Genomic DNA, 13,625 nt, shown 5'->3' with positions numbered 1-13,625 from the left:
AATTCTTTAATAAATACATCAAATCTTTGTCGACCTAACCACTTAGGTGAATACTGAGATACAATTTTGTATTGTGGTAAACTATCTTTGAAATAATTTAATACTTGTATTTCTTTATAATAACTTCCAACGTCTTTAAAACCTTTTGAATTTCTGATGTATTTTTCTATTTCTTTAAGTCTTGAAATAAATTGTTTATTGAAATTTGTTTTAAATTCATCTGATATATTGAATTCTTGTTGGAGTTTGTTTTTATACTTTTCATTAGCTATTTGTAAATCTCTTCCATATTCTTCCAAACAATACCTTCCACTTATATTTATTTCAAGTAAATCATTAATATCTATGTTAATAATATTATCTATGAATAAATTTTCAATAATGAAATTGTAATTAAAAAAATCTTTTACTTCATTTTCATCTAACTGAAAAGCATATGTATAAAAATCTTCATCTGATATTATTTCATTTGAACTTTTAGCATAATTGAATTTTTGATTACAATAATAATCTAAATATGTTTGTTTTCTGTATTTGATTAAAAAAATATATACTTCTTTAAATGATACTTCATAGTTTAAAATAAAAGAACCTACGATGAATTCAAATGGAGTTAATAAATCATATTTTTTTAATAACAAAAATATCTCTTTACTACTAATCCTATTATAGGAGCTTATTAAAGATTTTAAATCTGTCCTTCCACACCATATGTTATCTGAAAATGAATATAAATAATCAGTTATATAAGTGTTAAATAAAGTTGCTTCTATTTGATTTATATAGTCGTAAGATGATAAAAAATACAAAACTGAAGAATTTAATACATCTCGAGTAATTTGTATTTTGTTATTATTTGGTAAAATGTAAACAGGCACCCAAAATGTATCAGAACTACTATGAATAATATTTCCACACGGATAACAAGATTTATCGCCTAACAGATACAATAAATTATTATGAACTATAACTTCAAAAGAAGTGCTTATTCCATCATCAAAAATTATATTTTTTAACCTATGAATATTATCCTTATTATAGTTTATTAGGATTTCATTTAGCTCTTTTCTTTTATGGTATAAAGTATTATAATGAAGAGTTTTTAAATCAATTCCATATTTATTTTCATAGCATTCCTCAATTAATTTAATATTCATCGTTTATTCAAGTCTTTCTTCTAATATTCGTAATTTCCATTTCAAATTAGTAATAGCAGTGTAGTTGTTGTAAGATTGGTGAGTAAAGCCATATTTGTTTGTATTACAACCTAAACAATATTCTTCATCTTTGTTATTTGTATTACCGCATTGGCACTTCCAAATTTCAATTTCTTCTGAAGAAAATATATTTTTTTTCTTATAAGAATACTCAACATATTCTTTAATATTGTTTTCAATACTATTTACAAGATTCTGAATTTCAATAATATTTTCAGAATTATAATTTTGTTTATCATACTGAGTTAATGAAACTGCTGTTTTTTTGAATGTAATATTATCATTGTCTAATAACTTAGTTATTGAAGGAAAATGAATGATGTAATTATTTTGAATTAAATCATAACAATGTTTAATATAATTTGCATTATTATTTTCAGCTATTGAAGTATATAATTTATCACAAACAAATTCTGTATCTAATACCTCAATGAACCTAAGAAAATTTGATTCATAAAGATAAAATTCGTTATCATTAGTGGCATAACTTTCAATGTATTTTTTATATTTATCTAATAATGAATCAAAAGCCTCTTCTATTTGGTTACTTATTAAAGATTCCCAAATGTCAGAATTTATACCAAGTTTATTTTCTTTAAGTTCAATTAAAATCCTTTCTTTATTTAATAAATTATTTAATTCATCAACTGAAAGTATTCTTGAATTAGTTATTTCTTTTGAAGATATATTTTCAATTAATATCGCTGTACCAATAGAAGTAATCATAAACATTGATTTTCCCTTTCCTGAAATCTCATCTATGTCAACTTTTAAACCAATGATACAATTACAGCCAAGTCTAAAAGCTTCTTGTTGAAGTTTAGTAATACTTTCATTATAAATACTACTTAATTGATTTTGAAATTCATTTGAACGACCTCCAAAAACATCTGAAAGTCCTCCAAAAAAATCATTAAAGATATTAACACCAGTTACAACGTGAGAAGAAACTGGTTTCTTATATTCAAGTATTTTATAACCTTCAATAGATGAGGTTGTTAACACAAGTACGTCTTTATAATTAGTTATTCTTTTCATTAGTATCAATTTTTCTTAAAATCTTTCTCAAAATATCATTAGTTGTTTTGATTTGATATTCTATATCTTGTTGTTTTCTATATTTCTGTATTTCAAATTCAGACATTTCATTTTCTACTGCACCTTTTACTAAATAATAGTTAATTGTTAATCCAACTATAATACCTAAAACTATGATTATAAGTGTATCCATTTGTTTTTTATGTTAAGATTTAGGAGTAAAAATAATCAAATATTTGAATAATCAAATACGGTTTTCCGTAAAACTAAACCTCATCAAAATAATCTGATGAGGTTTTTTAAAAACATACATTTTTTACATTATCTACATTAATTTAGATTTCGGAATGTTTTCCAATCGTAATTGGTTAAAATATCTGCTAAATCAATTCCTTTCTCTTTTTGCTTATCAGTAGCCAATTGCTCTAACATTTCAGAAACTTCAAAAGTTGAATTTGGTAATTGTTCTTGAATTTTCTCAGTCTTTTCTTTCCATTCGTTGAAAGTAATAGCATCTTTAGAAGTATCAGGAAATAAAACAACTTTTCTATTTTTTAGGGCTTTACATTTAGCATAGTTCAAACTTGATTTATTGTAAACTGCTAACCAAAGATAGTTATTAGGGTTATCAGGTAAACCAAAGTAAATAGAGCCAATTAAAGCCGTTTTAGGAGCTTCAACCAATGCAATTGGGTTATGAGGGTATTTATTCAATAAATGTTCTCCAAACAAGCATCTAACCTTAGAATCATTTAATTCATAATCTTCAATCCATTGAGGTAAATCTATCTTTTCCTTATCATATTTTTTCGATAGAATTGTATGTATAAAATCTGTTTTGATTGTATTATTTGCAATGTTGAATTTTTTACATTGTATTGCATTTACATTTAGATTAATATCTATAAATGGAAAAGTAATTGCTCCTCTCATATATCCTTCTGTAATTGTGCCTAATTGATACAATTCGATTAATTGATAAACCTCATCATAATTAAATGGATAAGATAAGTTGCAAAGTAAGTTTTGAATAAACGTATTACAATCATAATCCGATTTAGTTACATCTAAAACGTGTTGAGGTATGTAATAGTTTACTATTGGTTTTACTAGTTGAATGTTGTAATAATTGTAATTAAAACTATAATCATTCCCTTTCAAATGGTATTTATCTGTATAAGGATTCAAATAATAACCACATTTAGATTCCCTATCACAACGACCATATTCTAAAGGTAAAACCTCTCCAGTTTCTGTATCAACATATCTTCTGTAAGTTCTCTTTTCGTTACAAGAAGGGCAAGATTCTTTCTTACCCTTCATAAATTGAAATCTATAATTACTCATTAGAAAGGACATTCTTTATTAAATTCAACATATACCATATTACCTGCTGAAGTACGTTTGATTTCAATATTTAAAGCATCTAATCGATTCTTGAAATTTTTAGAATTAACAGATGAAAAACCACCTTCTGAACAAAATTCTCTATATCTTTTATATAACTCAGATATTAATATCGGCTTATCCGTTGTTTTCTTGTAATCTTCATCAATAAACATTGCAACTGAATCAGATTCTAATTTGAATTGCTTAAGCATTTCATTTACTTCATCTACTTGCGTAAACCCTTGTTGTTCAATTAATCTTTCTAAACCTTCTAAAGCCCAATTTAAAATACCTGATAATTCATTGTCAATGATTTGGGTATGTAAACTTTTATCTTGTTCTTCTTCAGGAATAGTTACGTTAAAAGGAACAATGATAAACCTTCTGAAAAATCCTTTAGTTTGTTCAGTTTCTTTAGGTAGTTCATTACAATTGAATAAAAATTTAGCATAATTACTCATAATAAATGGTTCTCCATAAGGTAAACGAGCTTCAACTTCTTCTCCTGATGCCAATTGTTTAAAAATGGTTGGATTCATCTTAGAACTTATTTCAGGTGCGTAATTTAATAGTACATTTTCTAATTTTGCTCTTTGATAACCAGTTTCATTTGTTAGCGATTGTAAGCTATAAGATGTAATATTTTCTTTTCCTATCAATGCAGTAATCACTTCATAAAATACAGATTTTCCATTTGCACCTGAGCCATATAACAACATTACTTTTTCAATCTTTAATAACGAATTACCATTCTTTAAAAAGATACTTCCAATATATTCAGCTAATAGTTTTTGAACATCTTTATTTGGTAAAACTTTATCCAAATAATTATTAAACAAAGGACTTTTAGCATCTTTATCATAATTGAAATTCAATTGATAAGTAAGAAAATCATTCTGATTGAAATCTCTAAGAAACTTCTTTTTACCTGATAATTCAAAAGTGCCATTCTTTAAATTAATGAGAACTTTGTTCGCATCTTGTTGAGGTGCTTTATAATAACTATCTGCTAAAAATTGTTTGTGTAATTCATCTATTGTTCTATGATACTTTGCATCATATTTTTCAACTCCAAATTTTAAAGCTACATTTTTAAGAAAGTTTTGAAATTCTTCTTTTTCAACTTTTTGCCAAAAATTACCATTGTAAGCATATATATTACCATTGTGTTTGGATAGTCCGAATCGATTTTTTTTGATGAGTTTTTTAAGTTCATCAATAGAAACCATTACATAATGCTTTTGTAATAATTTACATTTTTTAATTAATTCTTTAACCTTTTTATAATCTGGAGAATCAACTTCTAAACCTTTTAAATGCTCTTCATAATCCTTTAATTTTGGAAAAACAATTGCTTTAAAATCTATTGGTTTAATCTCTTTCAATATCTCTTCATACAACTGAGAATGTTCAATTGCTGGAGTAATTTTGTGCTTATTAACGCCTGAAACAATAGTGCTTATTATATTATTCGTATCTTTAGGTAAATCCGAAGGAGCAAAGTTTAATTCAGATTCTAAGTTTGCCTGATTATTTGTTTTATTAACTTCCATTAGTTTGAGCCTTTTTTAGTTAATAAATACTGATTAGCTTGCTCCTCGATTTCTTGAAAAGATAACTTTTTACCTTGCTTCAAATATTCAATGATTTCACTTTTTAGATAATAGTTTTTACCTAATCTTTTCATTGAAGGAATTTCTCCGTTAGAAGTTTTTGTTCTAATTGTCCCAATTGTAACTTTTAATAATTGAGCAACTTCATTTGCATCAAGAATTATTTCTTCATCTGAAATGGTTGGTTGATTGAATCGAGCCGATTCTTTTAATTGTTTTTCTAATCCATTCATTTTCTCTAATAATAATGACATTGCATTCGGCAATTCATTAAAAGTAATTGTTTGTAAATCCATATTTTTTTATGTTATGGTACAAAGTTGAGAATGGGATTTGTTGGGATTTTGGGATTATTTTGGGATTCTATCTTTGGATAGCTTTATATATAATTTTTAAATCATCAACATCTTTGAAATGCTCTATTTGTCTAAGAAAAGTTAGATATTTTGTATCATTGATTAATTTATTTTCTTCTGAGTGTTTTTTTTGTATAAGATTAAGTTTTTTATTGAATTTTGTTTTTGCACCAGTTTTTAAATGAATAATAATCTCTTTATTATATTCTTTACCTTCAAAATACTTAGTAAATAAATCGAGGAAATTTGTATAATCATTCAAATTCTTAAAAAATTCATTCCATTCAATATATTCATCATAATTGGTTAACAATTCTCTAAGACTATTTGTTGTATCAGTATCCTCAGCAATATAATTATGATTGTTTATATTAGATTCAATCTCAACTAAATATTCAGAAAGTTTAATATTTAATTTACCTTTAGCAATAGCCCATTGGGTTTTCAACTTCTCAATTTCTAATTCTGAAAATTTAGAATAAACTAAACCAGTTTCTTGAATTACAATATCTCTATTTAAATCAGAATTAATTAAGTTGAATATAACATCATACTTAATGTTTAAGTTTTCAATTTTAGATACTAAGTTGTATATCGATTTAAAAGTTGATTTGGTATTTGATTTTTCTGTCTTTAAGTAATTTAAAAATTCTCTTTCATAAATACTATACTTTGAAAATACATTATCAATAATACTAATTGTTTTATGTTTAGTATAATCTTGAATATAATACTTAGACATATCATCTCCTTTTAAGAAAGCTTCTTTTCCTTTTTTAGATGATTTTTCTATGTTCTCAATATTATTTTCAGTACCATATTTTGAAAATCTATAAAATGTATTATCAAAAGCTTTTTCTTCAATTTTTAAATATTCCTCAAACAATAAATCAAAATATTTTTCATTGTTAATGATTTTTTCTGTCTGATAATTTGATTCCTCTTTATTTAATAAAGGGTTATAATAGGTATGAGTAAGTAGTTTATGTTTAAAAAGTTTTTTTAAATCAACATCTAAATCTTTCATAATTCAAGTATAATTTTATTAGTGGTTTGTTTTTTTGATTCGTTTACAATTTTAGCATAAATCTGTGTTGTTTTAAGGTTTTTATGTCCTAACATTTTAGAAATGGTAAATAAATCAGTACCATTTGCTAATTGTAAAGTTGCGTATGTATGCCTAAAACTATGAAAGGTTATATCCTTTGTTATTTCGGCATCTTTTAACCAATCAGTTAATTGTTTGTTGAGGTAAGCAGAATATTTTAATCCATTGAATACTTTCTCTGAATCTTTTTGTCTTTCTCCTAAAAGAGTAAAAGCTTGTTCAGAAATTGGAGAATACTCAACTCCTTCTGTCTTTTTTTGGATAAAGTTGATATAGTATTCATCATTAGTTTTATAGACATTTTTCCAACTTAAATTTTTTACATCTGAAAACCTTAATCCAGTTAATGCAGAAAATATAGAAGCTCTTTTTAGTAAATCATTTTTACATTCTGTATTCGCTAATTTATTTAATTCTTCAATCGTTAAGTACGTTCGATTCGTTTCTTGTTCTTTAATGTTCTTAATCCTTGAATTTATATCTGTACTCAATATTTCATCTATAAAAGCTTGTTTTAAAGCTGTTTTGAATTTTGTGAAATATGATAATGCAGTATTTTGAGAAAGTTTAGTATCCTTTCTTTTTAAACTATTTGTAGTTAATAAGAAATGCTTATAATCTTCTGCAAATGTCAAAGTTATATCCTTAAATAATAATTTGCCATTTGTATAATGTTCTAAATACATTATAGCAGAAATCCAATTTTGATAGTTTGAACCATGTCTTCTGTCTGCTATCTTTTTAATGTAATCAATAAAGTTTTGGCTCTCTTTATTTTTCTTTTCAAGTTGAGCCTTTTCCATATCATTATAAATCTCAGGTCGATTCAATTCGATACTTCTTTTTGTAGCGATTTCTTCTGCAATAGCAAGAGTATTTCTATTGTTATTTTTTTCTAATTGTCCTTTTGGATTCTCATAAATAGATAAACCTAAAAATTCTCTTCTTGTTGACTTTCCATTTCTAATAATAGAAGGATAGAAGTCTAAATACAAAGAAAGTTTTCCATTTTTTAAGGGTTTCTTTCTTAAAGTTACTTTTATTGCCATAGTTTATGTAGATAATGTTGATTATGTATGATTTTATAAAACTTTTAAAAAAGTTTTTCTACTTCTGATTTTTTAATTCTTGTTAACCTTTCATTTAGATTGGTTGATTTAATTCTTTTGGATTTTATTAATCTATAAATCGTCTTTGTATTGCAATTCATAAGATAAGCAACTTCTCTAACAGAAAGATAGTCTTTATCTTTAATATTCAATAAATCAATTTGAGTTGTTTTAGCTTTGAAATTTTTATTGATTTTCTCTTTTGTATCAATTTCAATTTCTTTTTTCAGCTCTAATCTCTTTCTTAATTTATAATGTTTTGAATTGCATTTATGAGAACAATATTTAGTTGTGGTTTTTTGTGCTTCAAACATATTTCCACAATTCAAGCATTGTTTTAATATCTTAATATTTGTACTACTCATTTAGCCTATTTTTAAAAGTATATAAAATCCATTAAGGAGAAATAAGAGTATTTAAGGGACTTTATTTCGCCCAAAATGCCAATTTTTACTCAAATTTTTCTGCTAATTTTATCAAAGGTACAAATAAGGTACAAATTTTTGATACAAATAACTATAATAAACATATAACATATTTATTCTTTTGTATCTTTGAAGTATTAAAAAACCTCCTAAAATCAATGTTTTAAGAGGTTTTGTATATATTTCTAATATGTTTGTTTTGATGAGGTTACTTTCCGATACAAAACTTGCCAAATATCGTCCCTAATATATCTTGATCCACATCTATTTCACCTGTAATATGTCCCAAATATGTTAAAGCTTCACGGATATCCATTGCTAACAAATCCCCAGGAAGTCCCATGTCCATTCCTTGTTTGATCTTTCCAATTTGAGAAAGTGTGTTTTGTAATGCTTCTAAGTGACGAGAGTTCGTAACGATTGTGTCATCCTGATTTGTTCCTTTCAATTTGATTTGATGAATCAGATTTTCTTTCAATGCTTCGATATTATATTGATCTTTAGCTGAAATTTCTAAATGAACAACATCTTTAAACTCTTGTTTGATAGCATCAGAAATAGCTGATTCGTTATTGTTTACATCAATTTTATTGGCAACATTAAACAAGATTTTTCCTCTACGTTGCAAATCATCTAACTGATTCGCAATTTGATTATCAGCAGTAATATTAGCATCATATAGATAAATAATAATAGAAGCATTGTCGATTTTTTCGAACGTTTTTTCGATTCCAATACGCTCTATTGTATCTCCAGCTTCACGAATACCAGCTGTGTCAATAAAACGGAACCCAACACCGTCAATATAAATGGTTTCTTCAATGGTATCACGAGTTGTTCCTTCGATATCCGAAACAATAGCACGTTCTTCGTTTAATAATGCATTTAATAAAGTAGATTTACCTGCATTTGGCGCACCTACAATAGCTACTGGTACTCCATTTTTGATAACATTTCCAAAAGCAAAAGAATCAGCTAAACGTTTTAAGATGGATTGTAATTTATTCAATAAATCATAAAATTGTGTACGATCTGCAAATTCAACATCTTCTTCAGAAAAATCCAATTCTAATTCCATCAAAGCTGCAAAATTGATCATTTGTTCTCTTAAATCTTTGATTTGATTAGAGAATCCTCCACGCATTTGTTTGATAGCAATTTCGTGCGAAGCCTTAGAATCCGAAGAAATAAGATCAGCAACAGCTTCTGCTTGTGTTAAATCCATTTTACCATTCCAAAAGGCTCTGAAAGTATATTCACCTGGATTGGCATTTCGAATGCCAATTTTATTTAATAATTCCAATACCTTTTGCTGAATATAAATCGATCCATGTGTCGAAATTTCTACGACATCTTCACCTGTATATGAATGAGGATTTTTAAATATTGAGAATAATGCTTCGTCAACAATGGTATCTCCATCCATCACATAACCCAAATGTATGGTATGAGAAGAAGCGTCATTCAAAGATTTAGTTGAATTAAATTTTGATTGATAAATCTGAGCAACTTTAGAAATTGATTCTGGTCCAGAAATACGAATAACCGCTATAGCGCCCATTCCATTGGCAGTTGCCAATGCACAAATTGTATCGTTGTTTAGCATAAGGCAAATTTACAACATAATAAGTTGTTGGAAAATTATAATTTATATGATAATTTTTTAAAATGTAAAAATATTTACTGTTAATATATTAATACTTAAAAAGGGATGTTTTTTAACCTGAACTAATTACTGCTACATCTGATGCTATTGGGAAAGAATTTGAGGATCATGAAATTAAAATTTTTAGTCAAATGGTTTTAATCCTATGATTCTAAATTATCATCAACTTATAAAAAATTAGATTTTGATAGATAATTGGCACACTTTTAGTATTTCTTTTAGAAATTGGAATTTATAATGTCATCAAAGAAAAATTATGCTACAAAAAGAGGTTTTGGAATTGGTAATTTTAGAATTAAAATTGTAGACGTACTTATTGTAATATCTGCTTTGATATTACTTGCAGTAGTATTTAAATAGACAAAAAAGCTTCTTAATATTAAGAAGCTTTTTTTTATTGATTTTTTAATTTGAGTTATAACTTGCTCTCACAGTAATTTGAGCCGTTTTTTGGCGAGATGTGGTATTCAATGAACCACCAGCCGAATATTCTTCATTATCATTTTTTCCTGTAATCTGAAAAATACCCAAATCGGCTTGTTTTAATTTTCCTAAACTAGTGCCAGATTTTGTTGCAATATTTTCAGCGCGTTGTTTTGCATTTTCAGAAGCTTGTGCAATCAATTCAAGTTTTAAATCTTCTAATTTCGAGTAGTAATAATTTGGATTAGATGAACTCAATTCGATGCCTTGGCTAATTAAAGTTGAAATTTCACGCGAAGCTTTCTCTATTTTATCCAATTCTTTCGATTCGATTGTTGCGTCTTGAGATAGATTATAACCAGTAAATTGACTAATCGAATTTCCGTTTGCATCTGTTCCGTACTGAAAATCTTTTGAAATATTTACCGCTTCAAAAACAATTTCTTTTGGATTGATTCCTTGCGAAATCAAAAAGTTTTTGACAACCGTTTGGTCAGCTTTTAATTGATCCGAAGCAACACGTAAATCATAATCTTTTCGACTAAACGTTGCACGCCATTTAACTAAATCGGCATTAAAATCTTTCAAAGCATTTCCAGTAACATTGATCGATTCAGAACTTCTGAATTTGTATTTGTAAGCGTTTCCTAATATACATGTTGCAGCAATTAACCCAACGGCTAAAATAGATGCTACAATAACTGAAAATTTATTCATAGTAATTTGGTTTTCAGTAAATGTACAAAAAATACTAAAGATGTATTTCACTGAAAATAGTGAAATTAAGCAATCAAAATAGGAAATTCTTGATCGATGATAAAGATGATTAAATTACCTTCTGAATAATCAATTGTAACCACATCTTCATTGGCTTTGTTGCGAGTTCCTATACGAGAAAGTAAATTTAAATCTTCGTTATTCAACGGATATTCCAAGCCTTTTGTGACAATGTTTTTACATTCAGGAAAGGGGAGTAGCGAAATTGTTCGTCCAAAATAGCCTTCTAACTTTGTTTCTTTTTCTGCGAAAAAATATTGACTATAATTATCGTAAAATAAAATATTGATTTGATCTTTGAAACGATAAGCCGCATTCAAATTTCCAATAAAATGATCTTGTTGACGACCACTTGCTCCAAAAACATCAACCTGTTCAAAATCTTTATCCAAAATGATTTGTAAGGCTTTTGCAAAATCTGTGTCATTTTGATCTGGAGTAGAAATAACTTCTGTTTCAGGAGGAAACTGACTGATTTCAAAAGAATCAAAATCGCCCGAAATAACATCGGGCGTTATATGTAATTTTTGTAAATAACGAAATGCACCATCTGTACAAAAAATCATATCATAATTTGATGTATCAGGCAGAATAGTTGGAACTTCGCCATTCAAAAATAAAAGCGCTTTTTTATTCACCTGGAATCCATTTTACTTCTTCGTGATTATTGTCTGTGGCAATTTTTCGCCCTAAAACGAACAGATAATCAGAAAGACGATTCAAGTATTTTTGTAATTCTGGGCGGATTTCTTCTTCTTCAGCTAAACCAACTGTTAAGCGTTCTGCACGACGACAAATACAACGCGCAACATGTGCATGAGAAGCTGCTTGATTTCCACCTGGAAGAATAAAATGTGTCAATTGTTCTAATTGTCCTTCCAAATCATCAATCCATTCTTCCAATTGAACAATATCTTCTTCAGTAACGGTTTTCGGAATACGAGGTTTACCATTTGCCAAGTATAATTTATCGACTGGCGTTGCTAATTCAGCACCAAGATTGAATAAACCTTTTTGGATGATGATAATTTCTTCCTCTAATGCTGGATCAATTTCATATGAACGAATTAATCCTAAATAAGAGTTCAATTCGTCAACTGTTCCGTAAGAATCAATCTTTAAACTATTTTTAGAGACACGTGTTCCTCCATATAAACCTGTTGTTCCTTTGTCTCCTGTTTTTGTATATACTTTCATGTGATTTCAACTAATAATTATCGAAGATAAGAAAATCTTAAATATTTTTTGGTAAAAGTGGTTTAGTAAAAAAGTGATATCCGATAGCTACGATAACTAAAATAACTGTGGTGATTATCCAAAGTGTATTAAAACCATAATCAGTAGCAATGTGAGTTCCTAAAAATGGCGAAACAATAAAGGCAATCGCTGCTGTCATTCCGTTTAGTCCCATATAAGCTCCTCTGTTATTTTTTTGCGAACGAAAAGCTGTTACCGTTGACATCAAAGGTAAAACAAGCATTTCTCCAATAGACATTAGTCCAATTGCTAAATATAACATACCTAATGTGTGACTAAATGTGAAGATAAAATAACTAATTGCTGTGACAAATGAACCAAAAACTAAAAGTTGAGTAACTGAAAATCGTTTTTCGGTGTAATGGATCAATAACATTTCGAATACAACAATGATTATTCCACTGAATCCCATTAATAATCCAATTTCTGTTTGTGTTAAATGAACTACATCTTTGTAAAATAATGGAAGTGTATTTAGGATTTGGAAAAATGCAATAGAGAATAATACACAAAATAAATTGAATACTAAGAAAGGTGTATCAGTGTATGCATTACGTTCTTTTTCGACAACTGTTTTATCAGAAATATTTTCTGTAGCAGCATTTCGTTCTTTTCGTCCATTGAAAAAGACAAAGAATACAATTCCTGCAACCAAGGCAGCTCCTGCATTGCAATAGAATAATAAATCGTACGAATAATTAGATAAAAAACCTCCCATTGATGGACCAATTGAGAAACCTAAATTAACCGCCATTCTATTCAACGAAAAAGCACGAGTGATATTTTCTTTCTTAGCATAACGCGTGATGGCAACTGAATTTGCAGGACGAAACATTTCGCTAATAATACTCAAAACAAGCATAATAACAGCAAAAGATTCTACCGTTTTAAAATAAGGTAAAATCAAAAACATCGGAGCACTCAGAAATAAACTGATGGCTTGTACTTTAAAGTTTCCGATTTTATCTGTTATCCAACCTCCAAGCCAAGAACCAATTACAGAACCAACTCCAAAACAACTCAAAACTATTCCCGAGTTTTCTAAAGAAAATCCTAATTCGGAGATCATATAAATTCCTAAAAATGGTAAAACCATCGAACCCATTCGGTTCAACAACATTACGATGGCTAACATCCAAGATTCTTTCGAAAGTCCGCTGTAAGCGTCAATGTAAATTTTTAGAATTTTTTTCATCTCTCAATTTTCTTTTAAATGCTACAAAGTTAAGTTCTTTTTTTTTCAAAAA

The 13,625-nt window shown here is 27.5% G+C and carries 14 protein-coding genes; all 14 read right to left on the bottom strand.

The features are described 5' to 3' along the window. Positions 1-1,157: hypothetical protein (locus N5D46_RS11195; RefSeq protein WP_280049992.1), on the bottom strand; the 1,157-nt coding region annotated here is incomplete at its 3' end. A 3-nt stretch (positions 1,158-1,160) separates the two neighbouring features. Continuing rightward, positions 1,161-2,255, bottom strand: a complete 1,095-nt coding sequence (locus N5D46_RS11190) for a heavy metal-binding domain-containing protein (RefSeq protein ID WP_280049991.1) — start codon at positions 2,253-2,255, stop codon at positions 1,161-1,163. Beyond that, on the bottom strand, positions 2,239-2,448 hold the full coding sequence (locus N5D46_RS11185) for a hypothetical protein (protein ID WP_280049990.1): 210 nt from the start codon (positions 2,446-2,448) through the stop codon (positions 2,239-2,241). The genes N5D46_RS11190 and N5D46_RS11185 overlap by 17 nt, the downstream gene beginning before the upstream one ends. A 137-nt stretch (positions 2,449-2,585) precedes the next feature. After that, the gene (locus N5D46_RS11180) at positions 2,586-3,602 is read right to left on the bottom strand and encodes a DUF6371 domain-containing protein (RefSeq protein WP_280049989.1); all 1,017 of its coding nucleotides are present in this window, start codon (positions 3,600-3,602) and stop codon (positions 2,586-2,588) included. Further along, positions 3,602-5,197 (bottom strand): phage/plasmid primase, P4 family, encoded by a 1,596-nt coding sequence (locus N5D46_RS11175; RefSeq protein WP_280049988.1) that lies wholly within the window; start codon positions 5,195-5,197, stop codon positions 3,602-3,604. Before N5D46_RS11175 ends, N5D46_RS11180 begins: the two co-directional genes overlap by 1 nt. Beyond that, positions 5,197-5,553, bottom strand: a complete 357-nt coding sequence (locus N5D46_RS11170) for a helix-turn-helix domain-containing protein (RefSeq protein ID WP_280049987.1) — start codon at positions 5,551-5,553, stop codon at positions 5,197-5,199. Before N5D46_RS11170 ends, N5D46_RS11175 begins: the two co-directional genes overlap by 1 nt. 67 nt (positions 5,554-5,620) lie before the next feature. Then, positions 5,621-6,640 (bottom strand): hypothetical protein, encoded by a 1,020-nt coding sequence (locus tag N5D46_RS11165; protein WP_280049986.1) that lies wholly within the window; start codon positions 6,638-6,640, stop codon positions 5,621-5,623. After that, entirely contained in the window at positions 6,637-7,770 is a 1,134-nt protein-coding gene (locus N5D46_RS11160; RefSeq protein WP_280049985.1) for a site-specific integrase, read from the bottom strand. Before N5D46_RS11160 ends, N5D46_RS11165 begins: the two co-directional genes overlap by 4 nt. 44 nt (positions 7,771-7,814) lie before the next feature. Then, positions 7,815-8,195: a helix-turn-helix domain-containing protein gene (locus N5D46_RS11155; protein ID WP_280049984.1), complete on the bottom strand. Its 381-nt coding sequence runs from the start codon at positions 8,193-8,195 to the stop codon at positions 7,815-7,817. Between the two features lie 268 nt (positions 8,196-8,463). Next, on the bottom strand, positions 8,464-9,861 hold the full coding sequence (gene mnmE, locus N5D46_RS11150; RefSeq protein ID WP_115000468.1) for a tRNA uridine-5-carboxymethylaminomethyl(34) synthesis GTPase MnmE: 1,398 nt from the start codon (positions 9,859-9,861) through the stop codon (positions 8,464-8,466). A 465-nt stretch (positions 9,862-10,326) separates the two neighbouring features. After that, a complete protein-coding gene (locus N5D46_RS11145; RefSeq protein WP_280049983.1) occupies positions 10,327-11,061 on the bottom strand; it encodes an SIMPL domain-containing protein in 735 nt (244 codons plus the stop codon). Positions 11,062-11,126: 65 nt separating this feature from the next. Further along, positions 11,127-11,759 (bottom strand): thiamine diphosphokinase, encoded by a 633-nt coding sequence (locus N5D46_RS11140; RefSeq protein WP_280049982.1) that lies wholly within the window; start codon positions 11,757-11,759, stop codon positions 11,127-11,129. Then, positions 11,752-12,318, bottom strand: coding sequence for a cob(I)yrinic acid a,c-diamide adenosyltransferase (locus tag N5D46_RS11135; RefSeq protein ID WP_125350685.1), 567 nt, complete (start codon positions 12,316-12,318; stop codon positions 11,752-11,754). Before N5D46_RS11135 ends, N5D46_RS11140 begins: the two co-directional genes overlap by 8 nt. 37 nt (positions 12,319-12,355) lie before the next feature. After that, positions 12,356-13,573 carry an MFS transporter gene (locus tag N5D46_RS11130; RefSeq protein ID WP_280049981.1) on the bottom strand — a complete coding sequence of 406 codons (1,218 nt, stop codon included), beginning with the start codon at positions 13,571-13,573 and terminating at the stop codon, positions 12,356-12,358. Positions 13,574-13,625: the final 52 nt, after the last annotated feature.

It is taken from the genome of Empedobacter sp. GD03865, from assembly GCF_029840775.1.
In the GTDB taxonomy this organism is placed as follows: Bacteria; Bacteroidota; Bacteroidia; order Flavobacteriales; family Weeksellaceae; genus Empedobacter; species Empedobacter falsenii_B.
This window is presented reverse-complemented; position numbering and strand designations above follow the sequence as displayed.